Source organism: Mycobacterium sherrisii (assembly GCF_002102355.1).
GTDB classification, from domain to species: domain Bacteria; phylum Actinomycetota; class Actinomycetes; order Mycobacteriales; family Mycobacteriaceae; genus Mycobacterium; species Mycobacterium sherrisii.
Genome location: NZ_LQPT01000121.1, coordinates 1 through 26954, shown reverse-complemented (window position 1 = coordinate 26954; position 26954 = coordinate 1). Strand labels below are relative to the sequence as shown.

Genomic DNA, 26954 nt, shown 5'->3' with positions numbered 1-26954 from the left:
CCCGAAATCAGGGTGGTACTGCGGTGTACCAAGGTGCTGCACCGTACGGTACTCTGTAGTACCGAACCTGACAAGGGCCTGACACGTCCCGGCAGGGCCGCACCTGCGTGGAAAGGGCAGCCAACATGACGTCCGCCCGCACGGCCATAGCGGATGTCCGGGACGTCCGGGATCCCTTCCGGATGCGGCTGCTGGACGGCCTCGCCACGGCGATCAACGAACGCGGCTACCGCGCCAGCACGGTCGCCGACATCGTGCGTCATGCCCGCACCTCCAAGCGCACGTTCTACGACCACTTCGCCAGCAAAGAGGCCTGCTTCCTCGAGCTGCTGGCCAACGACCTCGAGACGCTCGGGGCACGCATCGCCGCCACCGTCGATCCGGAGGCCGACTGGCAGCACCAAATCCGTCAGGCCGTGCAGGCCTATGTCGCTCACATCGAGGGCCGCCCGGCCATCACCTTGAGCTGGATCCGGGAACTACCCGGACTGGGGGCCGCGGCCCGGCCGGTGCAGCGCAGCGGCATGCAGTCGCTGTCCGACCTGCTGATCGCGTTGAGCTCCGGTGCCGGATTCCAGCGCGCCAACCTTCCGCCGTTGACAGCACCGCTCGCCGTGATCATGATCGGCGGGCTGCGCGAGCTGACCGCGATCACCGTCGAAGACGGCCGGCCGGTCCGCGAGGTCATCGAGCCGGCCGTGGATGCCTGCATCGCGCTGCTGGGGCCGCGGCGGTAGCGGCGGATCGCCCGGGCGGCGTCTAGGCTCATCGCAAAAGCCTTACCCGGAAGGACTGCGATGCGGCTATCCACCCGAAACCAGCTCAAAGGGACCATCACCGAGGTCGACCTCGGCACCGTGATGGCGATCGTCAAGATTCGGCTCGACGGCGGAGATCAGGTCGTCACGTCCTCGATCACCAAGGACGCGGCCCAGGACCTCGGCCTGGCGGTCGGTCAGCCCGCGACGGTGTTCATCAAGTCCACGGAAGTCACCATCGGGGTCGAGTAGCGCCGCGGCATGACGTCGACCATGCGCGCCGAGCGCTTCTATGCAGAAACCAAAACCGTTGCCCTGGAAGACATTCCGATTCCCGAACCGGGTTCGGGTGAAGTCCTGGTCAAGGTGGCGTTCTGCGGCATCTGCCACTCGGACCTCAGCCTGATCAACGGGACCTTCCCCGCCCAGGTGCCGGTGGTGACACAGGGCCATGAAGCCTCCGGCACGATAGCGAAACTGGGCCCGGACGTCACCGGCTGGGCCGAGGGCGACCGGGTGGTGGTCGCCGCCGGCCGGCCCTGCCAGGCGTGCGCGAACTGCCGCCGCGGCGACACCGCCAACTGCCTGCGGATCCAGTTGATGGCGTTCGCCTACGACGGCGCCTGGGCCGAATACACCGTGACCCAGGCAGCCGGACTGACCCGCGTCCCGGACAACGTCTCGCTGGAGCAGGGCGCCATCCTGGCCGACGCCGTGTCCACGCCGTACGGGGCGGTGGTGCGCACGGGCAAGGTGGCGGTCGGGGAATCCGTCGGTGTCTGGGGTGTCGGCGGCGTCGGCACCCACATCGTGCAGCTCGCGCGGCTGATCGGCGCGGCACCGGTGATTGCCCTCGACATCAACCCCGCGGTGCGCGAGCGTGCCGTCGAACTGGGCGCGGACTACGCCTTCGACTCCCGCGACGACGACCTACGCGACAGGATCGCCGAGGCCAACGGCGGACGCAAGCTGGACGTGGCCTTCGACGCCGTCGGGTTGAAGGTGACCTTCGAGCAGGCGCTGGACTGCTTGCGGCCCGGCGGCCGGCTGGTGAGCGTGGGAATGAGCGCGGAATCCCCGACCATCGGGCCCACGGCCATGTTCGGGCTGGCGCACAAGCAAGTGCTTGGCCACCTTGGCTATCAGAACCTCGACATCGAGACCCTGGCCAAATTGGTTTCCCTTGGCCGCCTTAACCTTTCGCGCTCGATCAGCAAGGTTGTGGCCCTCGAGGACGTCGCGGCCGGGATCGAGATGCTCGAGCATGCTCAGGGCAACCCGATCCGCATCCTGGTCAAGCCCTGAGAAACGTCCGCAGCCGATCCAGCACCAGCTCGGGCCGCTGCGCGACGATCCAGTGCCCCACCCCGTCGACGAGTTCGACCTTGAAATCGCTGATGCGGTCGGCATATCCGTCCAGCAGCCGCGGCGTGATCACCGGATCGTCGGTACCGCTGAGCCAGCGCACCGGCACCTCGACGCGGTAGTCATTGTATTCTCCGCGCAGCCAGCTGCGCATCTCCGTGGTCTGAAAGCTGCGATACCACCGCGAGCCGGCTTCGGCGTGCCCCGGCTCGCGCATGCACTCGCTGTACAGCCGGATGCTGTCCTCGGGCAACGCGAAATCGCCGCCGACCCATGACCCCAGCATCCGCAGGAACCGCGAGTCCGGATGGCTGATCATGCGGGGCCCGATAACCGGTAGCAGCATCGGGACCTGATACCAGAACCGCCATAGGTCGCGCACCGCGGCCAGATCCAACTTCGCCCACGGCGCCACGGTGTTGAGTCCGAAAAAGCCGGACACCTTCTCGGGATGGCGCAGCATCATGATGAACGCCGCGGGCCCGCCCCAGTCATGCGCGACCAGTTTCACCGTGCCGACTCCCAAGTGGTCCAGCACACCGGCGAGATCTTCGGCCAGCTCCGATTTGAGATACCGCGACCGGGGCGCCGAGCTCCACCCGGCACCCCGCAGGTCCGGACACAGCACGCGGTAGCCGTCGGCGGCCAGCGGGCCGATCAGCTCGTGCCACTCCCACCAGTTCTCCGGGAAACCGTGCACCAACATGACGGCCGGCCCGTCGGCCGGACCGGCGTCGGCGACGTGGATGGTGACGCCGTCGCCAAGTGCTACGTAACGGTGCTCGACGGCGACCGACCCGGGCAGCGCGGGCATAGTGACCATGCCTCGAGAAGGTAGCCCTCACCCGCCCGCGCAACAAGGCGGTGCTGCTGTTAGCTGTCAGTCGTTGGCTTGGCGCTTTTCCTTTTCGGCGTCCGCCAGCTCCTCGAGTCGATTCGCCTGCGACCGCTTCTCCGCGGCTTCGCTGCGCTTCTCCCGAGCCTCGCCGAGTTGTGCGTCGGCCACCTTCGACACGGCCTTTTCGGTGGCCCGCGTCCTGGTCTCCACTTGGCGCCGCGCCGACTCGGCCGCCTTCTTGCGGTCGGCCGCGACCTGATCGGCCTGACGTTTGGCGGCGGCACTTTGCTTTTGGGCGCCGTCGACGGCCGCACGCTTGCGATCCTGCTCCGTCGCGCGTGCCTGCTGGATCTCTTGCTCGGCCGCCGCTTCGGCTTCCTGGCGCTCCTCCACCGCGTTGTCGTGAGCCGCCTTCAGCTTCGCGTCGGCCTTTTCGATCCGGCTGGCGGCCTTCGCGTCCAGCACGGCGGCCTTGCCCAGCGTCTCGGAACGCCGGGCCAGCGCCGCGCCGCGCTCGGCGAGATCGGCATCGCGCAGCGCGTTGCCGACGGCCGCATCCAGCGTGCCCAGGGACCGCTCGTAGGCCAGCCGCGCCGGGGCTTCCGTGCTGATCCGCGTGAAAACGCGGTCCTCGATCAACTGCAGCGGGAACCGGGCTACCTGATAGTGGAAGCGCAGAACTGCGAACGGGACGTCGGTCAATTTCATCGAGTGCTCCTCTGTCTGGCTTCGGTTTCAGCTGTCGGATTCGGCTTGGCGGCGTAGGCGTTCGGCGGCGAGCTTCTCGTTCGCGGCCACCTGTACGTCACTGTGGTGCTCCGCGGCGGCGTCGGTGACTTCGGCTGCCGCAGCATGCTTTTCGGCGCGCTTCTCGGCCTCGGCCTGCTGTATTTCGCGCTCGGCGTCGACCTTGGCCTGCGCCTGTTGCGCGGCCGCACTTTGCTGGGCGGCCTGGTCGGCGGCCCGCTTCTGCGCCGCCCGTTGCGCCTCGATCGAACCCTCGACCGCCGACGCCTGCGCATTGGCGGCCAGGCGTTGTTGAGCGCCTTCGACTTTCGCTTCGGCTTCTTGTGCCCGGGCCTGCTCGGCCTGCTGCTCGGCGACGGCATCGATGGCGTTGGCTTCGCGGCGTTCCTGTGCGTGGGTTTGCTCGAGTTGACCTTCCGCGGTCAGCGAGTCGTTACCGGTCACGGCGCCGACGACCTCTTTCACCTTGCCCTTCACCGAGTCGAGCAGCCCCTTGCGCGCCTGGCCGGACTTACCTTGGTCAGCCATGAAATCTCCTTAGCCCGGACATCCCGGGTTTGTGGGTACACATCCAGCTTTTCCACAGCGCCAGTGGGTCAACCTGTCGGCGACCTCGACCACCCGAGTGGGCGGTGTCTGAGCCGTGGCGAGTGTAGGGTTCCCACTTACCGTCGGACGAATCGAACGATTTGCGCTAGTCCAGAAATCGCTGGACGTACGGCGCGAACCGCTCCCGGATCGCCGCCTCGTCCAGCCCGAACATCGCGAAGGACGTCTTTACGCTGCCCAGCCGGCCACGCCGGTGACCGGCCAGGTACTCGGCGACGGCCTTGCCCGTCTCATCGGTGAACGGTTCGCCCGCCAGGGCAAAAACCCGCTGGGCAACCCCGATTTCGTCGGATATGAACTCGTCGAAACGGATGTCGATGGAGCGATCCGGCCCGATGGTGTCGCGGTCGCGGACCAGCGCGGTCAGCATCTGGTCGAGCCGGTCGATCCAGGACGCGGCGATCTGCCGCACCGGCACCGGGGTGCGGTGCATACGGGCGGAGTAGGTGATCATCGAGATCATCGACAATGCCACCGGGACCGGATCACGATGGGTGAACACCACGATGCTGTCGCCGAACACCCGGTCCAGCACCCGCACCTGTTCGAGATGCTGCGGCGACTTGAGTAGCCAGCGCCGTCCGCCGCGCAGGTACTGCATCGCCCTGAGTTGCGTGGTGAGGTATTGGTAGTGCGGCGTCTGGTCGTGGGTCTGGTAATAGTCACGCCAGCGGGGCACCTCGGCCAGGGTTTCCAGCAGCATGGTCGACACGTCGTTGGCCAGCAGCTGAATCTCCTCGTGCACGTGATCGGTGGTCATCTCGTGCATCAGCGCGAAATGCGGCATCACCGTGTTGATCACCCCGACCGCCACGTCCATCCGGGTGCGGCGCGGATCCGGTTCGCTACCAACCTCGTTCGGCATGGGAAACGGTTCGACACTTTCCCAGTACGGCATGGTGCGAAACGTCGGCGGCGCCGCCAGCAAGTTGTGCAGATGCGTCGTGCCGGTGCGAGGAAGGCCGGCGATCACCACGGGCGCACGCAGTTCGATGTGGTTGATCTCGGGGTGCCGCTTGAGCAGGTCGGCCAACAGCAACCGGTTCTTGAGCACTTGTAACAGCTGCCCGTAGAAGTTCACCCGGCCCGCGTCGTGCAGGCCGTCGATCTCGCGCAGCGCGGCCAGGAAGACCTCGAGACGTTCGCGGTAGTCCTCAGGACCGAAGTCGTGCAATCCGGTCTCGGCGCTGGCCTGGGCGTGCAGCGCATCGGCGGTTAGTGGGCACTGGGCGGCCATCGTGGCCATCATGTCGAGAATCTGCTGGCCCGCCGCGCTGAATCGCGGCCGGGTGAGGTCGTCGAGACGAACTGGGCGAGCGGCATCGGTCACGGGCACTTATGTTACCCTGAGTTTCGTAATGGTTGTGGATTTTGGCCGGCCCCGTGACCCGCGCATCGATGCCGCGGTGCTGCGCGCCACCGTCGAGCTGCTCGCCGAAACCGGGTACGCCGGGCTGCTGGTGTCCGCGATCGCCGCGCGGGCCGGCACCAGCAAACCCGCCATCTACCGGCGCTGGCCCAGCAAGGCCCACCTGGTGCACGAGGCGGTGTTCCCGATCGGCACCGCGACAGAGGTCCCCAACACCGGCTCACTGGCCACCGATATGCGCGAAATGGTCTGTCGCACAAAGCAATTCCTGACGACACCCGCTGCGCGTGCGGCGCTGCCCGGACTGATCGGCGAGATGGCCGCCGATCCCACCCTGCACACGGCGCTGCTGGAGCGGTTCACCGGCATCCTGGCCGGCGGGCTCGCCGCGTGGCTGCACGCCGCCGCGGCTCGCGGTGAGGTCCGGCCGGACCTGACGGCCGGCGAATTAGCGGAGGCACTCGCCGGCATCACCCTGGTCAGCCTGCTCACCCGGCCCGATGCAGTCGACGCCGGGGACGCCTGGATCGACCGCACCACCACGTTGCTCCTGAAAGGAATCAGCACATGACGCACGAATCGACGGCCGCCTGGCAGGAACTGCTCGCCACTCTGGGGGGTCTCGATCGCTCCTTCCTCGACGGTGACCGGGCAGTCACCGACGACCGCCACGTCGCCGACGGTTATCGCATGCTGGCCACCACGCTGGGCGTGGCGTTCGACACCTACTTGTTCCCCGAACCCGGCCGGCCGCAGTTCGTCGCCGTGAATACGCCGTTCCGGCGCGACCGGCGGTGGGGCGGCGACAACACCGACGCGTATTACTTCATCTGCCCGGTCGACCCGGGACGCCGCTACCGCATCAGCGGCAACAAGGGCGACAGCGTGTACTTCTCGGTGACCGCCTACAACGAACCGTCACCCGGAGCCTGGTCGGACCGCATCGTCGCCATCATCCGCGACACCGATCTCGACGTCGACGCCGACGGCAACTTCTCCTTCGAATTTCCCGCCACACCCGATGCCGCGGTACTGATGACCCGCGACTATCAGGCGCACCCACAGGCCGGCCGCCCGGTCGACTGGCGCATCGAGGCGCTCGACGAGCCGGACCCGATCCGGCACGGCGACACCGAGACCGCGGTGCGGCTGCGCGCCGCGGCGGCCTGGATGCGGACGATGTTCGCGATCGTGCCGCTGGCGGTCGGCACGCGGGTGCCCGACGAACACGGTCTGGGCCACGAAACCGCCCACGCCGCAAACGAATTCGCTGACCCCTATCAGGTGCCCGACGCGAACTTCGGCTGGTCGGCACGCGACGCCTGCTATGCCTACGGCAGCTTCGTGCTCGACGACGACGAAGCGCTGGTGATCACGCATCGCCCGCCGCCGTGCCGGTTCTGGAACCTGGTGATCTGGAATCAGTTCATGGCCAGCTACGGCGATCCGGAGAGCCCCGCCACCCGCTCGTCGCTGAACAACCACAGCGCGGTGGCCAACACCGACGGGTCGGTCACCGTGGTGCTGTCTCGCGAGATCACCGCTCACCCGAATTCGTTGACGACACTGGGCTATCCGCGGGGCAACCTGGCGTTCCGCTGGTTCTTGTCCGACGACGTGCCGGACCGCCCCGAGGCGAAGCTGGTCAAGGTCGCCGACGCGCCGAGTTCCCCGAGCTAGGTCTGGCGGACCAACTCGATGGCCCGGCCCAGCGTCTCCAGTTTGGCTGCCAGCGTGTCGCCCGCTGGATAGAGCCGCACGGTGGTGATTCCGGCGTCGCGCCACACCGCGAGGCGGGCGCGGACCATTTCCTCGGTCCCGATCAAGGTGGTGCCCAGCACCATGTCGTCGGTCACCAGTTGCGCGGCGCCATCGCGGTCGCCGCTGCGCCACCGCTCGCGCACCGCGGCCGCAACGTCGGCCCAGCCCTGTCGGCTATAGGCCTGGTTGTAGAAGTTCGTGCGCGACGAGCCCATGCCGCCCAGACTGAACGCGAGTTCCTTCTTGCGGGCCGCGACCATGGCGCGCAAGGCGTCCTCGTCGGCGGCGAACGCGACCTCGGCACCCTGGCAGACGTCGAGGTCCGCGCGGGTGCGGCCGGCCGACGCGAGTCCCGCATCGAGGTGCGCGAAGTACGCCGCGCCGGCGCCCTCCGGAACGAAGCTGGTACCCAGCCATCCGTCGGCGATCTTGCCGGTCAGCCGCAGCATCGCCGGGGACAGCGTCGCCAGATAGATCGGTATGTCGTGCTGGGCGGCGTTGGACACTCGCATCGGCACCGCCTCGCCGGGGCGGGGAATCTGAAACTCTCTGCCCGAATACGAGACTTTGCCGCCGGCGAACACCTGCCGCACGATGTCGACGGTTTCGGCGGTGCGAGCCAGCGGTCGGCGAAACGACACGCCATGCAGGCCCTCGATCACCTGCGGTCCCGAGGCACCCAGGCCCAACAAGAAACGCCCGTGCGACAGGTTGGACAGCGTCATCGCGGTCTGTGCCACCAGCACCGGTGACCGGGTGCCAACCTGCAGGATGCCGGAGCCGAGCAGCATCTTCGTGGTGCGCGCGGCGAGGTAGCCCAACGCCGATGGCGCGTCGGCACCCCACGCCTCGGCGACCCAACACACGTCGAGTCCGAGTTTTTCAGCCTCGACCGCCAGCGTCACGGTTTCGGCGACTTTCTCGCTGTCACCGGACAACTCGATCGTCGTCGCGGTACGCATCAGCGCACCCCTTGCTCGGCCAGCCTCTTGATCGCCGCCAGCGTCTTGCCGACCGCGGCTTCGAACTCCCGCATCCGGACGAAGACGATCTTTTCCTCTTTGTCCGGCATCGAGTCGATCGCCACGGACAGCCCCGAGCGGCCCGGACCCATCTGCATCCAATAGCTCAGGTTGGTGCCGCCGTCGCGGGGCGTCAGCCGGAACCGCCAGATCGACGACGGATGCTTGACATCCCCTACGGCCCAGGCGAATTCCTTCTGGTGTTCGCAGGCCACGATCTGCGAGGTGGTGCTCCATTCGCCGAATGCGTCGTGTTGGCTGTGACCGACGAAGCGCGCCCCCAGCCTCGGGCGGTCGGCTCCGTCGGCCCATTCCACGGCTTGCAGCTCGCTACTAAAGGTCGGCATCAGTTTGATGTCGCAGATCAGATTCCAGACCCGGGCCGGATCGGCGTCAATCCACGTCGAGGCTTCTACCGTCGGCTTGTCCGCATAACGTGCACCGGTCCATTCCACGGTCTCCATTGTTGCCTACCCGGCAGGAGACTCAGGCCGCGACGGGCTGCCGATCCGCCGACTCGCCGGTCTTGAGCTTCGGCAGCAGCGACACCAACGCACCGCGGTCGGGCAGGGTCAGCCTCACGATCTTGCGCACCACGGTAGCGAACTGCCGCGGCAGCGGGCCGCTGTTGTACGGAATGCCGTAGCGCTCGCAGATCTCCTGCACTTCCGGGGCGATCTCCGCATAACGGCGCGCCGGCATGTCCGGGAAGAGGTGGTGCTCGATCTGGTGGGACAGATTGCCGGACAGCAGGTGAAAGATCTTGCCGCCGGTCAGATTTGCCGAACCCAGCACCTGCCGGAAGTACCACTGCCCGCGCGACTCGTCCTTGGTCTCCTCGACCGTGAATTCCTGGGTGCCGTCGGGAAAGTGGCCGCAGAAGATGATCATGTACGACCACACGTTGCGCATCAGGTTGGCGGTGAGGTTGCCGGTGAACACGAACGGCGCGAACGGCCCGGCCAGCAGCGGGAACGCAACATAGTCCTTGAGCGTCTGGCGCCGAGTCTTCTTCCAGATCGCGCGCAGCACGTCGCGCTTGTCGCGCAGCCTGATCTCGCGGGAGCGGATCTTTTCGCTCTCCAGTTCGTGCAGCGCGACCCCGTATTGGAACAGCACCATCAACAGGAAGGCGTATAGCGGGTTGCCCAGGTAGTAGGGGTGCCATTTCTGATCGGGGCTCATTCGCAGGATGCCATAACCGATGTCGCGGTCCATGCCCACGATGTTGGTGTGGGTGTGGTGCATGTAGTTGTGCGAGTGCCGCCACTGGTCGGCCGGGCAGGCCGTGTCCCATTCGAATTCGCGGCCGCAGATAGTGGGGTCGCGCATCCAGTCGTACTGTCCGTGCATGATGTTGTGGCCGATTTCCATGTTGTCCAGGATTTTCGACACGCCCAACATCGCGGTGCCCAGCAGCCAGGCGGGCGGCAGGAATAACAGTGCGCGTCCCCCGACCTCCAGTGCCCGCTGCGTCTTGATGACCCGGCGGATGTAGTCGGCATCGACCTCGCCGAGGTCGGACATCACCCGGTCTCGGATGGCGTCGAGTTCAGCGCCCAACGCCTCGGCCTGCTCGAGGGTCAAGGTGATCATGTTGTCTTGCATGGCAATTCCTCCCATGTGGGTTGAGTCTCAGAGGGAAAGGTCGACGTCGCCGACGGGCACCGATACGCAGATCTGGATGTCCTCGTCGGGCGCGGTCGAGACGGCGCCGCTGGTCAGGCTGCGCACCGTGCCGCCGACCTTCCGGCGTGTGCAGGTGTGGCAGATGCCCATCCGGCATCCGTTCTCCGGGGTCAGGCCCGCCGATTCGGCCTGCTCCAACAGCGATCGTCCGTCATCGACGACGTCAATACCGCTGCCCGCGAAGGTGATTCGGCCTCCGGACGAATTTGCGGGCGCGGTGAGGGCCGGTGGCACGAAGCTTTCGGCGTACACATTCTGGCAGTGTTCGCGCACGGCCTCGATCAAAGTGTTTGGGCCGCAGACGAATACGGCGTCAGGGCTGGGCATCGCGGCGTCCAGGTGCGTGGGCCCGAAGCGGCCGTCGAGGTCGCCGCGTCCCGAGCGGGTGTAGCCGTGCAGCACCCGCACGCCGGGCATCGCGTGCAGCTCGTCGCGGTAGCAGGCCTCCGCGGGTGTGCGCGCATAGTGGATGAACGCGATCTCGCCCCCCTGGCTTTGCAAGTGGCGTTCGGCGACCAGGGTGCGCAACATCGCCATGACCGGCGTGATGCCGCTACCACCGGAAACCAGCAGTATTCGGCGCGGTCTTTCGGGCGAGCCGGGCGCCGGCAGCACGAAGTCGCCGCCGACCCCGGCCAGACCGACCACCATGCCGCGACGGGCTTGCTCGTAGAGGTAATTGGAGACCAGTCCCTCCGCTGCGCCGGTCCCGTGACGGGCGACGGTCAGCTCGAGCTCGGCGCTGCCCTCGACGTTGGCCGGGGAGTAGCACCGCGTGTGCCAGCGACCGTCTATTTCGACGGCGACGTTGACAAACTGGCCCGCCTTGACCGAATGCTTGGTGGTAAAGCTGTCGTTGGGAGCGATGGTGAGCGTGACGCTGCGCGGCGTGCTGCGGCGCACGTCGACGACCTTGCCGCGGGCTTCGCCCTGTGTCCAGATTGGGTCCACCAGCTCGGTGTAGCGGTCCACGCCATGTGGGCCGGTGAGCAGGTCGACCAGGTCGGAACCGAGAATGCGGTCCCGAAAAGTCTTGGCGAAGCTCCGACGTGGCGTCTGACTTCTTTGAGTGAACATATGTACACCGTCCGTCCGGACAGCGCAGCTAGTCAAGTGTTTCCGCAGCTCTGTGGTAGGCTTCACATAGTGAACGGTCGTACTCCTAGCTCACGGTCACACCGGTCTGGTCGGGAACGCACCCGGGAAACCCCGTCACGCGAAGAGCGCAAGGAAGCCACCCGGCGCGCCATCATCGCCGCGGCGCTCAAGCTGCTGCAGGACCGCAGCTTTTCGGCGCTGAGCCTGCGCGAGGTCACCCGCGAGGTCGGCATCGTGCCCGCAGCGTTCTACCGGCACTTCGAGTCGATGGAGGCCCTGGGCCTGGTCCTGATCGACGAGTCGTTTCGCAGCCTGCGCGACACTCTTCGCGATGCGCGCGCCGGCAAACTGGACCCCAACCGGGTCATCGAATCGTCCGTCGAAATCCTGATCGCCAGCGTCGCCGACCGGCGGGAACACTGGCGGCTGATCGGGCGGGAACGCAACAGCGGGCTGAGCGTGCTGCGCTACGCGATCCGCACCGAGATCCGGCTGATCACCTCCGAGCTGGCCACCGACCTGGCCCGGTTCCCGCGGCTGCACGAGTGGAGCACCGAGGACCTCAACGTGCTGGCAACGCTGTTCGTCAACGCGATGATCGTCATCGCCGAAGCCATCGAGGACACTCAGACGGCCGAAGGAATCGAGGACATCCGCCGGCTGGCCGTCAAACAGCTGCGCATGATCGCCGGCGGCATCGCGGGGTGGCAGAGCACCCCCTGACCGCTAGCGCGGGTCCCGCCACATCGCCCACAGCGGCGGCCCACCACCCGGCAGCGGGATCTCCTCCATCACGCTGAACCCGAAACGCTGGTAGTACGGCACGTTTTCGGGCTTGGTCGACTCGAGATAGGCCGGGCAGTACTCGGCGTCGCAGCGGTCCAGTCGTGACCGCATCAGCGCCTGCCCGTAGCCCTGACCGCGAACCGACGGATCGCTGCCGATCGCGGCCAGATACCAGTGCGGCTCTTCGGGATGTTTACGCTTCATCGTTTCCTGGATGGCTCGGGCCGTCCCCGAGCGCAGCCCGAACACCCGCAGAAAGGCCGGCATCATCGCGAACTCCGCCGAGCGCGATTCCCGCCACTGATTCGGGGGGTCCCACAGGGCGGCCGCGCCGATACCACCGCCGCCAGGACCGGCGCCGGTGCCCGGGTCGGCTCCGGGATGGGCCACCTCGACGCCGCCGTGCGGCAGGTGATGGTGGCGGGTCATCGCCGCGAACATCCGGGTCAGGTGTGCCGCCCGCAACCTGGTGTCGGGAAAGATCCACATCATCACCGGGTCGTCGAAGAAGGCTCGGGACATGGTGACCGACAGCGCGTGCAGGTCGGCCTTGCGCGCCGGACGTGCCTGGGCAGCCATGACGTCAGGCTAGTGCCTGTCCCCTCGAATGCATACGGAAACGCGTCGCGCGTGCCGACGGGTACCTTGGTTGCGTGGCGCGTCTCTCACGTCGGACATTCGGTCAGCTGGCGGCCGGCGCGGGCTTGCTGGGCGCCGGAGGCGCGGCCGGGTGTGACCGGGTGAACGAGCGTCGCGGAGCACCGGCCAGTCCGCCGCCGATCACGAAGGGCGTGGGAATTGTGTTGTCCCACGAGCAATTTCGAACCGATCAGTTGGTGGAGCAAGCCCAGGCCGCCGAACGGGCCCGGTTCCAATACGTTTGGGCTTCCGACCACCTGCAGCCATGGCAGGACAACGAAGGCCACTCCATGTTCCCGTGGCTGACCCTGGCGCTGGTGGGCAGCAGCACCAGCCACATCTCCTTCGGCACCGGCGTGACCTGTCCGACCTACCGCAATCACCCGACGACGGTGGCCCAAGCGTTTGCGTCACTGGCGATCCTGAGCCCGGGGCGGGTGTTTTTGGGGCTGGGCACTGGCGAACGGCTCAACGAGCAGGCCGCCACCAACATGTACGGCAAGTACGCCGAACGCCACGACCGGCTGGTCGAGGCGATCTCACTGATTCGTCAGCTGTGGAGTGGAGAGCGAATTTCGTTCGCGGGCCGCTATTTTCAGACCAACGCGCTGAAAATCTATGACCTGCCGTCGACGCTGCCGCCGATCTTCGTGGCAGCCGCCGGCCCCAAAAGTGCACGGCTGGCAGGACAGTACGGCGACGGTTGGATCACGCAGGCCCGCGCCCTGACCAACCTCAAGCTGCTGGGCGCGCTCAACGACGGCGCCCGCGCCGCCGGACGCGATCCCGCAACCCTGGGCAAGCGCGCCGAACTGTTCGCGTTCGTGGGCGAGCCCGACGAAGCCGCTCGCGCGGCGAAATTGTGGCGCTTCACCGCCGGTGCGGTCGACCAGCCCAATCCGGTCGAGATTCAGCGGGCGGCCGAAGCCAACCCCATCGACAAGGTGCTCGCCAATTGGACCGTCGGCACCGACCCGGCCACCCACATCACCGCCGTGCAGTGGGTGCTCGACGGCGGCGCGGTGCCCTTCCTGCACTTCCCGCAGGGTGACCCCATTGCCGCCATCAACTTCTACCGCGACTACGTGCTGCCCAAGCTGCACTAACGCGTTGCCGTCGGACCGCGTTGCGCGGTCCGTGTTTACGATGAGGGAACTCAACGATGCCGGTGCGACGATGCGCCGGGGATTGGTCGGCCACGGTGTGGGATTTCGAAACGGACCCGAAGTATCAGGCGAAGCTGGACTGGGTCGAAAAGTTCATGGTCGACGAGCTGGAACCGCTCGATCTCGTCCCGCTCGATCCGTACGACAAGCAGAACGCCGAGATGATGAGCATCCTGCGGCCGTTGCAGCAGCAGGTGAAGGACCAGGGGTTGTGGGCCGCGCATTTGCGACCCGAGCTGGGCGGGCAGGGCTTCGGGCAGGTCAAGCTCGCGCTGCTCAACGAGATCCTCGGGCGTTCCCGCTGGGCACCGTCGGTGTTCGGCTGCCAGGCCCCCGACTCCGGCAACGCCGAGATTTTGGCGATGTTCGGCACCGAGGAGCAGAAAGCCCGCTACCTGCAGCCGCTGCTCGACGGTGAGATCACCTCGTGCTACTCGATGACCGAGCCGCAGGGCGGTTCGGATCCGGGGGCCTTCATCACGGCCGCGACGCGCGACGGCTCAGCATCCGGGGACTGGGTCATCAACGGGGAGAAGTGGTTCTCCACCAACGCCAAGCACGCGTCGTTCTTCATCGTCATGGCCGTCACCAATCCCGAGGCCCGCACCCACGAAAAGATGTCGTTGTTCATCGTCCCCGCCGAGACGCCCGGCATCGAGATCATTCGCAATGTCGGCGTCGGCGCGGAATCATCCAAGCGCGCCAGCCACGGCTACGTGCGCTACACCGACGTCCGGGTGCCCGCCGATCATGTGCTCGGCGGTGAGGGCCAGGCATTCCTGATCGCGCAGACCCGCCTCGGCGGCGGCCGCATCCATCACGCCATGCGCACAATCGCGTTGGCGCGCAGCGCTTTCGACATGATGTGCGAACGGGCGGTATCACGTAAGACCCGGCATGGCCGGCTGTCGGACTTCCAGATGACCCAGGAGAAGATTGCCGACAGCTGGATCCAGATCGAGCAGTTCCGGCTGCTGGTGCTGCGCACCGCATGGTTGATCGACAAGCATCACGACTACCAGAAGGTGCGCCGGGACATCGCCGCGGTGAAAGTCGCGATGCCCCAGGTGCTACACGATGTCGCGCAACGAGCCCTGCATCTGCACGGAGCGCTCGGGGTCTCCGACGAAATGCCGTTCGTGAAAATGTTGGTGGCCGCCGAATCGCTGGGCATCGCCGACGGCGCCACCGAGCTGCACAAGATGACGGTGGCCCGCCGCACGCTGCGCGAATATCAGCCCGTGACAACCCCTTTCCCGTCGGCGCACCTGCCGACGCGGCGCGCGGAGGCGCAAGCCCGGCTGGCCGAACGACTCGAGCACGCCATCGCCGAGTTCTGACGCGTTCGCGCGAGTTCTGACGCGTTCGCCCGCGACACTTAAACCTCAGCGACGACACGCCGCGGACACTCGCAATGCTTTAAGTCTCGCGGCCGGTCTCGCGGCCGGGCAGTCAGGAAACGTAGCGGACGATGCTTTCGGCCACACAGGCCGGCTTCGGCGATCCCTCGACCTCGACAGTGGTGGACACCGTCGCTTGCACGGTGCCGTTGCCCAGGTCTTCGACGCCGACCAGCGAGCTCTGCGCGCGCACCCGGGAACCGACCGGCACCGGAGCCGGAAACCGAACCTTGTTGAGACCGTAGTTGATTGCCAACTTGATGCCCTCGACGGTGTACATCTCGTGCTGCAGACGGGGCAGCAGCGCCAAGGTCATGAAGCCGTGGGCAATGGTCTTGCCGAACGGGCCGGCGGCCGCGCGCTCCGGGTCGACGTGGATCCACTGATGATCCCCGGTCGCGTCGGCGAACAGGTTGACGTCTTCCTGCGTGATCGTCACCCAGTCGCTCGTGCCGATGGTTTCGCCCGCGGCGGCGGCAAGGTCGGCGACTGACTCGAAGGTGCGCATGCTTTCTCCTCTGTTCGCGGGTAAGCATAGAACTCGTGAGGCTGCTGTTGATTGCCGATACCCACGTTCCCAAGCGGGCCCGCGATTTGCCCGCCCGGGTGTGGGAGGAAGTCGCCGAGGCCGACGTCGTCATCCATGCCGGCGACTGGATATCCCTGGACCTGCTCGACAAGCTGGAATCCCGGGCCGCCCGGCTGGTCGGCTGCTGGGGCAACAACGACGGCCCGGAGCTGCGCGCCCGGTTACCCGAACGCGCGGACGTCACGCTCGCGGGGGTGCGGTTCACCGTCGTCCACGAAACCGGCGCCGCGGGCGGCCGCGAAGCCCGGATGTCGCGGCTCTACCCGGACAGCGACGTGTTGGTCTTCGGCCATAGCCACATCCCGTGGGACACCACCACCCAGACGGGGCTGCGGCTGCTCAATCCCGGTTCGCCGACGGACCGGCGGCGCCAGCCGTTCTGCACCTACCTGACGGCCGGTGTCGAAGACGGCGCCGTGACCGACGTCATGCTGCATCGCCTCGGGACGTAGCCCAGCTAAAGGCGCTACACAGCCCGCACACATATATAGCTCGTAAACAGAGGTATATATGCACGCCCTGACGTCCCGCACCGACCTGGTCGCCGACGTGTTCGCTGTCGTCGGCCGATTCCGCCGCCAGCTGCGCGGATCGGCGGACATCGCCAGGGCGGGCCTCGATTCGGCGCGGTTCAGTCAAGCTCAATCGGAGCTGCTCTGGCTGGTGGGGCGGCGACCGGGCATCTCGGTGCGCGCGGCGGCCAGCGAACTCGGGCTCGCTCCCAACACCGCGTCGACCATGGTCTCCAAGCTGGTGGCCGGCGGATCGCTGATCCGGACCGTCGACGCGACGGACCGTCGCGCCCGCCAACTACGACTCGCGAGGCCCGCTCAGCGGGTCGTCGACGCATCCCGCGCCGCCCGGCGCGCGCTGCTGTCGGAGGTGCTCGACGAGCTCGACGACGACCAGATCGAGGCTCTGACAAAAGGGTTGACGGTCCTTGACACGGTGGCCCGCCGACTACAGGAGAGACGATGACGAAATTACCGATGGCAGTCGACGCCCGGCACCTGAGCTTTCGCTACGGCCAGTTCACTGCGGTGGATGACGTGACGCTGCAGGTCCGCCCGGGTGAGACGCTGGGCCTGCTCGGCCCGAACGGTGCCGGCAAGACCACCCTGGTGCGGATGCTCACCACGCTGACGCCGGTCCAGCAGGGCGAGTTGCGCATCTTCGACCTGGACTCACGACGTCAGACCATCGACATCCGAAGCAATATCGGCTATGTGCCGCAGCAACTTTCGGTTGAGCCCGCGCTGACCGGCCAGCAGAACGTGACATGGTTCGCCCGGCTGTACGGGGTTGCGCGCGCCGAGCGCGCCGACCGCGTCGAACAGGCGCTGGCAGCCATGGAGCTCCTCGACGTGGCCGACCGGACGGCGGGGACCTACTCCGGCGGCATGGTGCGCCGCCTGGAAGTGGCTCAGGCGCTGGTCAATCGGCCGTCGCTGCTGGTGCTCGACGAGCCGACCGTCGGCCTGGATCCGATCGCCCGCGACGGGGTCTGGAATCAGGTGCGCAGCATGCAGGCGCAGTTCGCCATGACCGTGCTGTTGACCACGCACTACATGGAGGAAGCCGACGCCTTGTGCGATCGGGTCGCGCTGATGCATCGCGGCGTGTTGCGCGCCGTGGGCACCCCAGCCGAGCTGAAGGCTCAGGTATCCAGGGGGGCACCGGCCGCCACGCTCGAGGACGTCTTCCGTCATTACGCATCCTCGGATCTCCGAGGCGATTCACCGGCCCCCCCGGAGCAGGCCGAATTTCGCCGAATCCGTTCCAGCAGAAAGGTTGCCAGTCATGCCGGTTGAGCAGAGCCATGCGATCCCGGCCGCGACCCTGGTGCGCGCGCCGCGCGGACGGCAACGGGTCAACGCCATGTTCGGCCGCGTCGGCGCATTCGCAATCGTCGAGCTGCAGAAGCTGCGGCACGACCGCGCCGAGCTGATCACCCGCATGGTGCAACCCGCGCTGTGGCTGCTGATCTTCGGCACCACCTTCAGCAAACTGCACGTCATCGACACCGGATCCGTGTCGTACTTGGCGTTTTTGGCGCCGGGCATTATCGCCCAGTCGGCCTTGTTCATCTCGATCTTCTATGGCATCCAGATCATTTGGGATCGAGACGCCGGGGTGCTGGCCAAGCTGATGGTGACGCCGGCCCCGGCCTCGGCGCTGATCACCGGCAAGGCGTTCGCCGCGGGTGTGCGTTCGGTCGCCCAGGTCGTCGGGGTGCTAGCGCTGGCCTATCTGATGCGTGTCGGCCTGACCGTCAACCCGCTGCGCATCCTGGCGGCCATGGTGATCGTGATGCTCGGCGCGGGGTTCTTCGCGTGTCTGTCGATGACGCTGGCTGGGCTGGTGCGCAATCGCGACCGGCTGATGGGTATCGGTCAGGCCATCACGATGCCATTGTTCTTCGCGTCGAACGCGCTGTATCCGGTCGATGTGATGCCCGCCTGGCTGCGTGCGCTGAACACCGTCAACCCGCTGAGCTACGAGGTCAATGCGCTGCGCGCGGTGCTGATCGGCACCCCGATGAATCCCCTCGACGTCGTCGTGTTGGCGGCCGCGGCGGTGATCGGAATCACCACGGCATCAACGCTTTTGCGTCGCCTGGTCGCCTGAACGGGACGTCCGGCAATAGCCGATATCCCCTCCCGACGCAAGACCTCCGCACGGTTTCGAGCGCCGATCGTGACCCGACCGTGACGATTTCCGCCCGACTCTCAATCGTTAGCCAACCGCGACCTACCGCCCCGGCCGCGACGACCGTGCCCGGCCCACCCGCCGTGTTTGACTCCGGGAGAACAGATTCCACCGCATCTCGCGGCAGATGAAAGTTGGGATGGGTAAGAGCTATGACATTCGTTGAGAAGTTGCGTGGCGCTGCGTCAACCATGCCGCGCCGGCTGGCTATCGCGGTTGTAGGCGCTGCCCTGTTGTCCGGTCTGGTCGCCGTTGTGGGCGGCTCGGCGACTGCGGGGGCGTTCTCCAAGCCGGGTCTTCCAGTGGAGACCCTGCAGATTCCATCACCGTCGATGGGTCGCAACATCAAGGTGCAATTCCAGGGTGGCGGGCCGCACGCGGTCTACCTACTCGACGGTCTGCGGGCACAGGACGACTTCAACGGCTGGGACATCAACACCCCGGCCTTCGAGGAGTTCTACCAGTCCGGCCTGTCGGTGGTGATGCCCGTCGGCGGCCAGTCCAGCTTCTACACCAACTGGTATCAGCCGTCGGCGAGCAACGGCCAGACCTACACCTACAAGTGGGAGACGTTCCTGACTCAGGAGATGCCGCTGTGGTTGCAGGCCAACAAGCAGGTCTCGCCGCTGGGCAACGCCGCGGTCGGCCTGTCGATGTCGGGCGGCTCGGCGCTGATTTTGGCCGCCTATTACCCGCAGCAGTTCCCCTACGCGGCCTCACTGTCCGGTTTCCTCAACCCGTCCGAGGGCTGGTGGCCGACGCTGATCGGCCTGGCGATGAGCGACTCGGGTGGCTACAGCGCCAACAGCATGTGGGGCCCGTCGACCGACCCGGCCTGGAAACGTAACGACCCGATGCTGCAGATTCCGCGGCTGGTCGCCAACAACACCCGCGTCTGGGTCTACTGCGGTAACGGCACCCCGAGCGACCTCGGCGGCGACAACATGCCGGCGAAGTTCCTCGAAGGCCTGACGTTGCGCACCAACCAGCAGTTCCAGAACACCTACATCGCCTCGGGCGGACGCAACGGCGTGTTCAACTTCCCGGCCAACGGGACCCACTCGTGGCCCTACTGGAACCAGCAGCTGATGGCGATGAAGCCGGACATCCTGCAGGTGCTGAACACGGGCGCGGCTCCCGCGGCCTGACACCCGGAACGAGCATCGGCAGCAGCGCACCGGTCAAGCGCTGCTGCCGATGCTTTCTTTTCGGCGCCGGCACTAGTCGAGGACGGCCTGCCGGTCCAAGTGCAGATACGTGACGGCGGTGAACGCTCAAATCACCCCGCTACTAGCTCAATTGCGTGCGGACCGAACCGATCTGTCGATGCCAATCGCGTTGCTGCTTACGTGGCCGTCGGAGTCAGTACTGCTTGACCACCGCGCGTGGCGCTGTGCGCCATGTTCTACTTCCGTCGGCCTGCTGACCGGGCGGTTCGAGGAGCAATACTGCCTGTCCGTCGAGCAGCACCGGACGCACCCAGTCGCCCAGTTCGATCACTTCGCCGCTGCGGGGCTGGCGGTGCATCGCGTCGCGAGCGAGGTCGATGGGTGTCATGGCGAAAACCGTCTCGACGGTGGCTTGGTCGGGCAGTTTGCGGATGCCGGGCAAAGTGATGAACAGCCCGTCGTTGCCGGACAGGTGCAATCCGACCGCGGCGAGTGCGCCGGTCATGCCCTCGCGGGTGCCGCCGTGTCCGGACAGATGCACGCCGAGCGCCGCCCCGAGCTCAGGGGCTTCGTTGGGATGCAACACTTCTTGCTTGGCGCGGCGACCGAATTCGATCAGTCGTGGCGCGGCATCGGAAAGTTCGCTTGCAACGATGACGGCAAGGCCGGGGTCGGCATCGGGAGGGCATACCCGTTCCAAGAATTGTCCGGCGAGTTCGATGATCGCGGTTCGCACCGCGTGCGGATCGCCATCGGGGCTCCGCCACGCAAGGCATGCGCTCGAGTTGTGAGAAGTGTACGCGATGCGGTCGTCGACGAGCAGCTGGTGGCGGGTGGCGCCCGCGGGGGAGCCGAGGCCCGCGGCCTGCAGCTCGTGGAGCAGAGCCCGGGCTCGCCGACCCGTGCCCGGCGTATAGGGGTTGTCGGTGTCGTCGATGCCGACGAGCAGATCCACACCGGCCAGGGCGGTGCCGCCGGTCATGGGTTGATCACCAGGTCGGTGACATCGCGTACCCACCGATCACGGCCGATCTTTGCACCGGTGAGCTTGAGAGTGTTGCGTTTGGTGAAGCCGAGGATGGTCTGATCGTCGAGCTGGCTGGCCGCCAGGGTCTGGGCCGGGTCGCGGCCTTCCACCCGCACCGCGATGACGCCGGTCGCGCCCGCGGCATCGAGGATCGATTGCACGCTGGGCCCCTTCTGGACCTGTGCGCCGTGTGATTGCGCCGTCGTGACCTCCCGCTGAGGGAGCTGCTGCAGCTGCGAAATGGTGAATCGTTGCAGCACTTGGTGATTCTCCTGCACAAACAGTTGACCCTCGGTCTCTGACGCGCCGCAGGCGGCGAGCCCGGTGCCCATGGCCAGAACCGCAATCGCCCGAAACCATCGTCTATTGCTGCGAATTAGCGGATCCTGTCCTGTGAATACGCCGTAGATGCGGATCAGTGTAAATCTTGAAGATTTATGATTGCCGCGTGACCGTGATCCAGCGACCGGCGGACCGGCTGAGTGTCGTCCGGGAGGTGGCGTTCCCGCTGCTGGCGGTCGCCGTCGTCGTAGCCTCTACGGATCTCCGGATTCCGTTGGGTCTGCCGGGACATCGTGGATTGATCTGGGTGACCATGTTGGTGGCGGTTGCGCTGGTGACAGAGCGGCGTGAGACGGTGTTGGCGGTCGGTGCGGCGTCATCGATCGCGGCGTTGCCAATGCATGGGTTGAGCGATCCGTTGTGGAGCAGTCGTTATGTGGCCGGCGCCGTGTTGCTGTATGCCGTGGCGTCCCTCCCCGTGGTGTGGGTGCACCGATGGTTGCTGGTGGTGGCGGCCGCGCCCATTAATCTTGTCGCGCTTGCCAGTTCAATGCTTTCGTGGCGCTCCGCAGGCAGCCTGTCAGCCTGGGCATCGAACGAGATGCTGGAGAAGGCCGGCTGGCATCTAATTTTCGGGTTCGTCGCCGGCCTGCTCGCCTGGCTGGTCGCGGGTTGTGTAAGTCGGCGGCTGCCGGTTCGGGTCGCCGAATTCTTTGCCGGAAGCCGATACAGAAAGCGGCCGTTATGACGCTGCGTGTTATTCCCGAGGGGCTGGTCGCGGCAAGCGCGGCGGTCGACGCGATCACCGCTCAATTGGCGGCGGCGCATGCAGCCGCGGCCCCGGTGGTCTCGGTGGTGGTTCCGCCAGCGGCCGATCCGGTTTCACTGGCGGCCGCGGCGGTGTTCAGCGAACGCGGCAGTCAGCATTCAGCCGCGGCGGCCAAGGGTGTTGAAGTCTTGGGGCGGGCCGGGTTGGGGGTGAGTCTCGCCGGCGTCAACTATGTCGCCGGCGATGCGGCAGCCGCGTCGACATATCTGGGCGCAAGCTGACGATGACCGCGCCGGTGTGGATGGCCCTTCCGCCAGAAGTGCACTCGACACTGCTGAGCAGCGGCCCGGGGCCGGGCCCGTTGTTGGCGGCCGCAGCGACATGGACGTCATTGAGCACCCAATACGATTCGGCGGCAACGGAATTGACAGCCGTGTTGAGCGGGTCGGTGCAGATCTGGGATGGCCCGACCGCCGACAGGTACGTCGCCGCCCACATGCCATATCTGGCGTGGCTACAGCTGGCAGGCGCGTTGAGCGCCGAGGCGGCCGCCCAACATCACGGGGTAGCTAGCGCGTACACCGCCGCACTGGCTGCGATGCCGACGCTGCCGGAACTGGCCGCCAATCATGCGGCCCACGCGGCTTTGGTGGCCACGAATTTCTTTGGCGTCAACACCATTCCGATCGCGCTCAACGAGGCCGACTACGCGCGGATGTGGACTCAGGCGGCCACCACCATGACCACCTACCAGGCGACGACCGAAGCGGTGCAGTTCAGCAGCGCCGCCGGCGCGGGCACCGGCGGCAAGGCGGGCAGCGGTTCGGGAACAGGGGCCGGGACCGGTACCGGAGGCGGAAAGGGGACCGGCGCCGGCGGTGGGACCGGAGCGGGTGGCGGCGGCGGTACGGGGTCCTTCCAGCTGCCCACTCCCGAGGAGATCTGGGAAATGCTGTTCGGGCCCGACGGTGAGCAGATTCCCGGTCAGGGCCAGTCCAACTGGAGCCCATTGCAGTATTTGGAGAACCTGTCGAACTTTTTCAGCGGCAATACTCAGGCCATATCCTGGCTCGAGCAGAACCTCTCGGGTCTGCTCAATCCGTCCCAGTTCCCGGCGCTGATCACCTATTTCATCGAGTGGCAGCTCTATCGCGTCGTCAACTGGACCCTCCGGACGCTGCGCTTTCTTCTTCAGGAGCTGCCGCTGCTGCTGCAGGTCGGCTTGAGCCTGTCCATCACAGGCCTGGCAGGCCTGGCCGGTCTGGCGGGGTTGACCGGGATGGCCGCACCGGCAAGCGGCCCCGCTCCTGCTGCACTTCCGCAGCCCGCCGGGGTCGGCGTGCAAGCCCCGGTGGTGTCGCCCGCTCCCGCGGCGGCGCCCATGTCCCCGACCAGTCCGGTGGCGCCGGCGACATCGGTGGCGTCGACCCCGGCGCCAGTGGCCTCCGCGATGGCGCCGCCAGCGACTCCGCCCATACCCCCGGCCCCGGTCACCGGAGCCGAGGGCTTCGGCTACATGGTGGGCGTGCTCGGCCTCGGAATGGAATCGAAGGCGCAAACCCAGACCAGAAGCGGGGTACGTGCCACACGGCCCGCAGCATCGCCGACCGGCCTAGTTGCGTCGCAGCAGGCGCAGAGGCCCTCCCGCAGGCGTCCGCGATCGGTCGTAGACCCCGGATACCGCTACGAATTCATCGAAGCCGATGAAGGCTGTGATGCGGTTGCATCAGCATCGCCGAGTCGGTGTCTGCCCTCGGACTCCGGGGGCTCGACACAAGGCTTCACTGGGACGCTACCCAAGCCCGAGGTGCGTGCGGCGGGCCTGAACCCGTTGTCCGGCAAGGAATCCGGCGACGGCGCCGGTATGCCGATGCTGCCACAGAGCTGGGACGGTCGGTAGATTCTGGACCCCGCTGTCGTGCTAACCGAGATGTGCCGACAATACCCAGACCGTTCACGGACTTGCGGGGGATGCCCACATCGCGGACGTCAGTACGCCCAAGACTTGAACGCCGTCCAAGCCCTGATGGGGAACGCAGGACGCACTAGTCGAGGACGGCCCGCCGGTCCAGGTGCAGATACGTGCTAGTGGTGGTCGCCGCCCCGAGCATGAAGCTGGACAGCAGCAGAAAGTAATCCAGCTAATCCAGGCTTGATCGGACTCGGCCCGCTAGGCGAACCGGATTTGCGTTACTACTATGAGCCACAACAGGGTTCGACAGATCGCCAATAGGACGCCCGTCGCTCGAGACGTAGCCACCGTTCGCACCGAACCATCGGCACCGACTGACACCCGATCTAACGAAAGTCCCGGCCAAACCGGGGCCCCGCTTTCACCTGTCCCATTGACAAATGGTTTCTACATGTCAGTTGTTGGCCAGCGCAACAACGGTGACCAAAGACCCCCACCATGGTGGCGTTGCGCCCTTATTCTCGGCCCGACCGTGGCGGCAGGCTCGACATGTCGGGATGCTGCCAAATCGGCATTGAGCAGGTAAGGGACAAAGTGCAGACGGTCACGGGGAAATTCGTCAGGCGCCTGGGCTTGGAGGCCTGGTCGCTGCTGTTGTTTACCCGGTCCGGGGGCCTGCGTTTGGTTCCACCCTCGCGAATGTTGTCCGTGGCACGGGCGCTGGCGCGGTACGGCCTACTGGGCTCAGCGACCGCTATCACCGCGGCTCGAGACCCCGACCGACCTGCGTTGATCGATGAGCGTGGTGCGCTGAGTTTCAGCGACCTGGACAAGCGGACGAACGCCTTGGCCAACGAATGGCGGCAACGCGGACTTGGCCCCGGCGCCCGTGTGGCCGTGCTGGCCGATAATCACAGGGGCCTCCTCGAAACGGTGTATGCCACCGGCAAGTGCGGCGCCACGATCTTGCTGCTCAACACGGGCTTCGGCGGCATGCAACTGGCCGAGATGGTGTCCCGCGAGGGCGTCGATCTACTCGTCTACGACGAGGCGTACGGCGCCGCCGTCGACGGTCTCCGGCCGAGGCTGGGACGGTTTCGGGCATGGGCGGAATCGCACGGTCCCGACACCCTCGAGTCGCTAATTGAGCATGGTGATCCCGGTCCGCCGCCGTCATCCGGTGGTCGCCCCAGAATCGTCATTTCGACCAGCGGCACTACCGGTGTTCCCAAGGGCGCCGCCCGATCCGAGCCTCACTCGCTGATACCTATCGGCGGCCTACTCGGCAAGGTGCCGTTCCGCGGCCGGGAAGTCACCGAATGCTGTGTGCCGCTATGTCATTCAATGGGCTTCAGTCATGCGATGTATGCCATGGTGCTCGGCTCGACTCTGGTGCTACGTCGCCACTTCGATCCTCAGCAAGCCCTGGCCAGCGTCGCCACGCACCGCGCCAGCGCCATGATCGTCGTCCCCACGATGCTGCAGCGCATCCTCGACGTGGGCCCCCAAGCCCTCGCCGCACACGATTTGTCGACGTTGCGCATCGTGTTCGTCGGCGGATCTCAGCTCAGCGGCGCGCTGGCCCTCCGCGCGATCGAGGCACTCGGACCCGTGGTCTACAACATGTACGGAACCACCGAGGTCGCCTACGCCACCATCGCCACACCCACCGACCTGGTGGTGGCACCCGGAAGCGTTGGTGCCGTAGTGCCCGGGTCTGTCGTCAAGATCTTCACTGACGATCGACACGAGGCTGCCCCCGGCACATCCGGACGGATCTTCGTCGGCAACGGAATGACCTTCGAGGGGTACACCGGCGGCGGTACCAAGGAGTCCATCCAGGACCTGATGTCAACCGGCGACATCGGGCATTTCGACGAAGCCGGCCGGCTGTTCATCGACGGGCGCGAAGACGAGATGATCACGTCTGGGGGCGAAAACGTGTACCCGAGTGAGGTCGAGGAAGCGCTCGCGCATCATCCCGCAATCCTCGACGCCGCGGTGGTCGGCGTCGAGGATCAAGACTTCGGGCAGCGCCTGCGTGCCTATATCGTGCTACGACCGGGAACGTCGCTGACCGAGCGCGACGTTAAAGAGTACATACGAAACCGCTTGGCTCGGTTCAAGATCCCCCGCGATGTGTTCTTCGTCGACGCACTACCCCGCAATACGGGCGGGAAGGTGCTCAAACGCTTGCTCAACAACCAACCAACCAAAAGTACGGCAGGTGTGACGTGCCCCGACCCGTCGCGCTGATCACCGGACCCACCTCGGGTCTCGGTGAAGGCTTCGCTCGACGCTACGCCGCCGATGGCTATGACCTCGTGCTGGTGGCACCCGAGGCCGACGAACTACAGCGGGTGGCCGACAAATTGCACCAGGCCCACGGCGTCGCCGGTGACGTCCTGGTGGCCGACCTGGCCGACCCGGAGGGTCGGGCGGCGGTAGCTCGCCGGCTGGCCGACGGTGTGCAGGTGCTGGTTAACAACGCTGGTATTGGTATTGCTGGCGAGTTTTGGACCATCGACCCGGCCCTGCTGCAGACCCAGCTGGACGTCAACGTCACCGCGGTGATGCACCTGACCCGCGCCGCCCTGCCCGCCATGCTGCGGGCCGGGGCTGGCACAGTAATCAACATTGGCAGCATCGCTGGTCTGTTGCCCGAGCGTGGCTCGACCTATTCGGCGTCCAAAGCTTGGGTGGTGTCATTTTCCGAAGGACTTTCCAGCGGATTGGCCGGCACCGGTGTCAGCGTCCACGCGCTGTGCCCCGGCTATATGCACACCAATTTTCATCGACGAGCCGGAATCACGATGTCATCAATGCCATCGTTCATGTGGCTGAACATCGACGACGTCGTCGACCAATGCCTGTCCCAGGCGACGAAAGGCACTGTGGTAATCGTTCCGGGCCTGCAGTACAAGGTGCTTACCACCGGCGGCAGAATGTTGCCGCGCGCCATCACCCGAAGGCTCACCAAAATATGTGGTCAGGGCCAGGGCCGCACGTAAACCGCGCCGTAAGAGCCGATTCAGCCTGGAACTATAACAGCGCCCAGTGGTTCGGCACCGATTGCACAAATGGTCACCGTGCCACGCGGCAGTTCGCAGGTGTCGGCGTCGTCTGAAAACTGACCCCGTGTCGACGCCCGAATTTTGACCCCCTTCGACCGATTCTCGGCTTCTAGCCGAGAGGAGAAGGGAGTTGTTGGCTGTGGAGGATTGGGCTGAGATCGGCAGATTGCATCGAG

At 66.3% G+C, this 26954-nt stretch carries 30 protein-coding genes; 18 read left to right on the top strand and 12 right to left on the bottom strand.

Annotated features, from left to right (window positions below):
* Positions 1-125: 125 nt before the first annotated feature.
* The 3 genes from AWC25_RS25370 to AWC25_RS25360 are packed head-to-tail and all read left to right on the top strand — an operon-like array spanning position 126 to position 2063.
* Positions 126-737 (top strand): TetR/AcrR family transcriptional regulator, encoded by a 612-nt coding sequence (locus AWC25_RS25370; protein WP_069402201.1) that lies wholly within the window; start codon positions 126-128, stop codon positions 735-737.
* Between the two features lie 60 nt (positions 738-797).
* Positions 798-1010: a TOBE domain-containing protein gene (locus tag AWC25_RS25365; protein ID WP_069402202.1), complete on the top strand. Its 213-nt coding sequence runs from the start codon at positions 798-800 to the stop codon at positions 1008-1010.
* Positions 1011-1019: 9 nt separating this feature from the next.
* Positions 1020-2063: a zinc-binding dehydrogenase gene (locus AWC25_RS25360; RefSeq protein ID WP_085168122.1), complete on the top strand. Its 1044-nt coding sequence runs from the start codon at positions 1020-1022 to the stop codon at positions 2061-2063.
* Here AWC25_RS25360 and AWC25_RS25355 read toward each other — a convergent pair.
* The 4 genes from AWC25_RS25355 to AWC25_RS25340 form a co-directional block, all read right to left on the bottom strand.
* Complete coding sequence (locus AWC25_RS25355; protein ID WP_069402204.1) at positions 2053-2946, bottom strand: alpha/beta fold hydrolase; 894 nt, start codon at positions 2944-2946, stop codon at positions 2053-2055. The two genes, AWC25_RS25360 and AWC25_RS25355, sit on opposite strands and share 11 nt — an antisense overlap.
* Positions 2947-3003: 57 nt before the next feature.
* Positions 3004-3669 (bottom strand): IF2 family translation initiation factor, encoded by a 666-nt coding sequence (locus AWC25_RS25350; RefSeq protein WP_085168120.1) that lies wholly within the window; start codon positions 3667-3669, stop codon positions 3004-3006.
* 27 nt (positions 3670-3696) lie between these two features.
* Entirely contained in the window at positions 3697-4236 is a 540-nt protein-coding gene (locus AWC25_RS25345; protein ID WP_085168117.1) for a CsbD family protein, read from the bottom strand.
* Positions 4237-4402: 166 nt separating this feature from the next.
* Positions 4403-5647, bottom strand: coding sequence for a sulfotransferase family protein (locus AWC25_RS25340; protein WP_085168114.1), 1245 nt, complete (start codon positions 5645-5647; stop codon positions 4403-4405).
* A gap of 28 nt (positions 5648-5675) precedes the next feature.
* Between AWC25_RS25340 and AWC25_RS25335 the strand changes: the two genes are divergently transcribed.
* Positions 5676-6257 (top strand): TetR/AcrR family transcriptional regulator, encoded by a 582-nt coding sequence (locus AWC25_RS25335; RefSeq protein ID WP_069402208.1) that lies wholly within the window; start codon positions 5676-5678, stop codon positions 6255-6257.
* Positions 6254-7366: a DUF1214 domain-containing protein gene (locus tag AWC25_RS25330; RefSeq protein ID WP_085168112.1), complete on the top strand. Its 1113-nt coding sequence runs from the start codon at positions 6254-6256 to the stop codon at positions 7364-7366. Before AWC25_RS25335 ends, AWC25_RS25330 begins: the two co-directional genes overlap by 4 nt.
* Here AWC25_RS25330 and AWC25_RS25325 read toward each other — a convergent pair.
* Genes AWC25_RS25325 through AWC25_RS25310 form a run of 4 tightly spaced genes read right to left on the bottom strand, consistent with a single transcriptional unit; the run spans position 7363 to position 11235 of the window.
* Positions 7363-8409 carry an LLM class flavin-dependent oxidoreductase gene (locus tag AWC25_RS25325; RefSeq protein WP_085168110.1) on the bottom strand — a complete coding sequence of 349 codons (1047 nt, stop codon included), beginning with the start codon at positions 8407-8409 and terminating at the stop codon, positions 7363-7365. The two genes, AWC25_RS25330 and AWC25_RS25325, sit on opposite strands and share 4 nt — an antisense overlap.
* Complete coding sequence (locus AWC25_RS25320) at positions 8409-8933, bottom strand: SRPBCC family protein (RefSeq protein ID WP_198166713.1); 525 nt, start codon at positions 8931-8933, stop codon at positions 8409-8411. The genes AWC25_RS25325 and AWC25_RS25320 overlap by 1 nt, the downstream gene beginning before the upstream one ends.
* Positions 8934-8955: 22 nt before the next feature.
* Positions 8956-10077: a fatty acid desaturase family protein gene (locus tag AWC25_RS25315; RefSeq protein ID WP_085168142.1), complete on the bottom strand. Its 1122-nt coding sequence runs from the start codon at positions 10075-10077 to the stop codon at positions 8956-8958.
* Between the two features lie 27 nt (positions 10078-10104).
* Positions 10105-11235 carry a ferredoxin reductase gene (locus AWC25_RS25310; protein WP_085168108.1) on the bottom strand — a complete coding sequence of 377 codons (1131 nt, stop codon included), beginning with the start codon at positions 11233-11235 and terminating at the stop codon, positions 10105-10107.
* A gap of 69 nt (positions 11236-11304) precedes the next feature.
* On the opposite strand from AWC25_RS25310, the gene AWC25_RS25305 reads away from it, so the two are divergent.
* The gene (locus tag AWC25_RS25305) at positions 11305-11979 is read left to right on the top strand and encodes a TetR family transcriptional regulator (RefSeq protein ID WP_085168107.1); all 675 of its coding nucleotides are present in this window, start codon (positions 11305-11307) and stop codon (positions 11977-11979) included.
* 3 nt (positions 11980-11982) lie between these two features.
* On the opposite strand, the gene AWC25_RS25300 is transcribed toward AWC25_RS25305, so the two are convergent.
* Complete coding sequence (locus AWC25_RS25300; RefSeq protein WP_069402213.1) at positions 11983-12621, bottom strand: GNAT family N-acetyltransferase; 639 nt, start codon at positions 12619-12621, stop codon at positions 11983-11985.
* A 74-nt stretch (positions 12622-12695) separates the two neighbouring features.
* Here AWC25_RS25300 and AWC25_RS25295 point away from each other — a divergent pair, with 74 nt between their 5' ends.
* Both AWC25_RS25295 and AWC25_RS25290 read left to right on the top strand, forming a co-directional pair.
* A complete protein-coding gene (locus AWC25_RS25295; RefSeq protein WP_085168106.1) occupies positions 12696-13787 on the top strand; it encodes a F420-dependent hydroxymycolic acid dehydrogenase in 1092 nt (363 codons plus the stop codon).
* Positions 13788-13882: 95 nt separating this feature from the next.
* Positions 13883-15187, top strand: coding sequence for an acyl-CoA dehydrogenase family protein (locus AWC25_RS25290; RefSeq protein ID WP_198166715.1), 1305 nt, complete (start codon positions 13883-13885; stop codon positions 15185-15187).
* A gap of 112 nt (positions 15188-15299) precedes the next feature.
* On the opposite strand, the gene AWC25_RS25285 is transcribed toward AWC25_RS25290, so the two are convergent.
* Positions 15300-15755: a MaoC family dehydratase gene (locus tag AWC25_RS25285; RefSeq protein ID WP_069402216.1), complete on the bottom strand. Its 456-nt coding sequence runs from the start codon at positions 15753-15755 to the stop codon at positions 15300-15302.
* Positions 15756-15790: 35 nt separating this feature from the next.
* Here AWC25_RS25285 and AWC25_RS25280 point away from each other — a divergent pair, with 35 nt between their 5' ends.
* The 5 genes from AWC25_RS25280 (at position 15791) to ag85C (ending at position 19693) form a co-directional block, all read left to right on the top strand.
* Positions 15791-16288, top strand: coding sequence for a metallophosphoesterase family protein (locus tag AWC25_RS25280; RefSeq protein WP_085168105.1), 498 nt, complete (start codon positions 15791-15793; stop codon positions 16286-16288).
* 58 nt (positions 16289-16346) lie between these two features.
* Positions 16347-16814, top strand: coding sequence for a MarR family winged helix-turn-helix transcriptional regulator (locus AWC25_RS25275; protein ID WP_085168103.1), 468 nt, complete (start codon positions 16347-16349; stop codon positions 16812-16814).
* Positions 16811-17647 (top strand): ATP-binding cassette domain-containing protein, encoded by an 837-nt coding sequence (locus AWC25_RS25270; protein ID WP_069402218.1) that lies wholly within the window; start codon positions 16811-16813, stop codon positions 17645-17647. Before AWC25_RS25275 ends, AWC25_RS25270 begins: the two co-directional genes overlap by 4 nt.
* On the top strand, positions 17637-18464 hold the full coding sequence (locus AWC25_RS25265) for an ABC transporter permease (protein WP_069402219.1): 828 nt from the start codon (positions 17637-17639) through the stop codon (positions 18462-18464). The genes AWC25_RS25270 and AWC25_RS25265 overlap by 11 nt, the downstream gene beginning before the upstream one ends.
* 233 nt (positions 18465-18697) lie before the next feature.
* A complete protein-coding gene (gene ag85C, locus AWC25_RS25260; protein ID WP_069402220.1) occupies positions 18698-19693 on the top strand; it encodes a diacylglycerol acyltransferase/mycolyltransferase Ag85C in 996 nt (331 codons plus the stop codon).
* Between the two features lie 214 nt (positions 19694-19907).
* On the opposite strand, the gene AWC25_RS25255 is transcribed toward ag85C, so the two are convergent.
* Positions 19908-20696, bottom strand: coding sequence for a hypothetical protein (locus AWC25_RS25255; protein ID WP_069402221.1), 789 nt, complete (start codon positions 20694-20696; stop codon positions 19908-19910).
* The gene (locus tag AWC25_RS25250) at positions 20693-21073 is read right to left on the bottom strand and encodes a hypothetical protein (protein WP_069402222.1); all 381 of its coding nucleotides are present in this window, start codon (positions 21071-21073) and stop codon (positions 20693-20695) included. The genes AWC25_RS25255 and AWC25_RS25250 overlap by 4 nt, the downstream gene beginning before the upstream one ends.
* A gap of 116 nt (positions 21074-21189) precedes the next feature.
* Between AWC25_RS25250 and AWC25_RS25245 the strand changes: the two genes are divergently transcribed.
* The 5 genes from AWC25_RS25245 to AWC25_RS25225 all read left to right on the top strand — a co-directional run bounded on the left by AWC25_RS25245 (position 21190) and on the right by AWC25_RS25225 (position 26715).
* Positions 21190-21771: a hypothetical protein gene (locus AWC25_RS25245; protein ID WP_069402223.1), complete on the top strand. Its 582-nt coding sequence runs from the start codon at positions 21190-21192 to the stop codon at positions 21769-21771.
* Positions 21768-22073 carry a PE family protein gene (locus AWC25_RS25240; RefSeq protein ID WP_069402224.1) on the top strand — a complete coding sequence of 102 codons (306 nt, stop codon included), beginning with the start codon at positions 21768-21770 and terminating at the stop codon, positions 22071-22073. Before AWC25_RS25245 ends, AWC25_RS25240 begins: the two co-directional genes overlap by 4 nt.
* A gap of 2 nt (positions 22074-22075) precedes the next feature.
* Entirely contained in the window at positions 22076-23692 is a 1617-nt protein-coding gene (locus AWC25_RS25235) for a PPE domain-containing protein (RefSeq protein ID WP_198166714.1), read from the top strand.
* Between the two features lie 711 nt (positions 23693-24403).
* Positions 24404-25960 carry an AMP-binding protein gene (locus AWC25_RS25230; RefSeq protein ID WP_244899610.1) on the top strand — a complete coding sequence of 519 codons (1557 nt, stop codon included), beginning with the start codon at positions 24404-24406 and terminating at the stop codon, positions 25958-25960.
* Positions 25939-26715 (top strand): SDR family NAD(P)-dependent oxidoreductase, encoded by a 777-nt coding sequence (locus tag AWC25_RS25225; RefSeq protein WP_069402226.1) that lies wholly within the window; start codon positions 25939-25941, stop codon positions 26713-26715. The genes AWC25_RS25230 and AWC25_RS25225 overlap by 22 nt, the downstream gene beginning before the upstream one ends.
* Positions 26716-26954 lie beyond the last annotated feature (239 nt).

Bases quoted from the DNA above. Each gene is read 5' to 3' on its own strand.
- AWC25_RS25370 (WP_069402201.1), top strand. From the start codon at position 126: ATGACGTCCGCCCGCACGGCCATAGCGGATGTCCGGGACGTCCGGGAT.
- AWC25_RS25365 (WP_069402202.1), top strand. From the start codon at position 798: ATGCGGCTATCCACCCGAAACCAGCTCAAAGGGACCATCACCGAGGTC.
- AWC25_RS25360 (WP_085168122.1), top strand. From the start codon at position 1,020: ATGACGTCGACCATGCGCGCCGAGCGCTTCTATGCAGAAACCAAAACC.
- AWC25_RS25355 (WP_069402204.1), bottom strand. From the start codon at position 2,946: ATGGTCACTATGCCCGCGCTGCCCGGGTCGGTCGCCGTCGAGCACCGT.
- AWC25_RS25350 (WP_085168120.1), bottom strand. From the start codon at position 3,669: ATGAAATTGACCGACGTCCCGTTCGCAGTTCTGCGCTTCCACTATCAG.
- AWC25_RS25345 (WP_085168117.1), bottom strand. From the start codon at position 4,236: ATGGCTGACCAAGGTAAGTCCGGCCAGGCGCGCAAGGGGCTGCTCGAC.
- AWC25_RS25335 (WP_069402208.1), top strand. From the start codon at position 5,676: ATGGTTGTGGATTTTGGCCGGCCCCGTGACCCGCGCATCGATGCCGCG.
- AWC25_RS25330 (WP_085168112.1), top strand. From the start codon at position 6,254: ATGACGCACGAATCGACGGCCGCCTGGCAGGAACTGCTCGCCACTCTG.
- AWC25_RS25325 (WP_085168110.1), bottom strand. From the start codon at position 8,409: ATGCGTACCGCGACGACGATCGAGTTGTCCGGTGACAGCGAGAAAGTC.
- AWC25_RS25320 (WP_198166713.1), bottom strand. From the start codon at position 8,933: ATGGAGACCGTGGAATGGACCGGTGCACGTTATGCGGACAAGCCGACG.
- AWC25_RS25315 (WP_085168142.1), bottom strand. From the start codon at position 10,077: ATGCAAGACAACATGATCACCTTGACCCTCGAGCAGGCCGAGGCGTTG.
- AWC25_RS25310 (WP_085168108.1), bottom strand. From the start codon at position 11,235: ATGTTCACTCAAAGAAGTCAGACGCCACGTCGGAGCTTCGCCAAGACT.
- AWC25_RS25300 (WP_069402213.1), bottom strand. From the start codon at position 12,621: ATGGCTGCCCAGGCACGTCCGGCGCGCAAGGCCGACCTGCACGCGCTG.
- AWC25_RS25285 (WP_069402216.1), bottom strand. From the start codon at position 15,755: ATGCGCACCTTCGAGTCAGTCGCCGACCTTGCCGCCGCCGCGGGCGAA.
- AWC25_RS25275 (WP_085168103.1), top strand. From the start codon at position 16,347: ATGCACGCCCTGACGTCCCGCACCGACCTGGTCGCCGACGTGTTCGCT.
- AWC25_RS25270 (WP_069402218.1), top strand. From the start codon at position 16,811: ATGACGAAATTACCGATGGCAGTCGACGCCCGGCACCTGAGCTTTCGC.
- AWC25_RS25265 (WP_069402219.1), top strand. From the start codon at position 17,637: ATGCCGGTTGAGCAGAGCCATGCGATCCCGGCCGCGACCCTGGTGCGC.
- ag85C (WP_069402220.1), top strand. From the start codon at position 18,698: ATGACATTCGTTGAGAAGTTGCGTGGCGCTGCGTCAACCATGCCGCGC.
- AWC25_RS25255 (WP_069402221.1), bottom strand. From the start codon at position 20,696: ATGACCGGCGGCACCGCCCTGGCCGGTGTGGATCTGCTCGTCGGCATC.
- AWC25_RS25250 (WP_069402222.1), bottom strand. From the start codon at position 21,073: ATGGGCACCGGGCTCGCCGCCTGCGGCGCGTCAGAGACCGAGGGTCAA.
- AWC25_RS25240 (WP_069402224.1), top strand. From the start codon at position 21,768: ATGACGCTGCGTGTTATTCCCGAGGGGCTGGTCGCGGCAAGCGCGGCG.
- AWC25_RS25235 (WP_198166714.1), top strand. From the start codon at position 22,076: ATGACCGCGCCGGTGTGGATGGCCCTTCCGCCAGAAGTGCACTCGACA.
- AWC25_RS25230 (WP_244899610.1), top strand. From the start codon at position 24,404: ATGTTGTCCGTGGCACGGGCGCTGGCGCGGTACGGCCTACTGGGCTCA.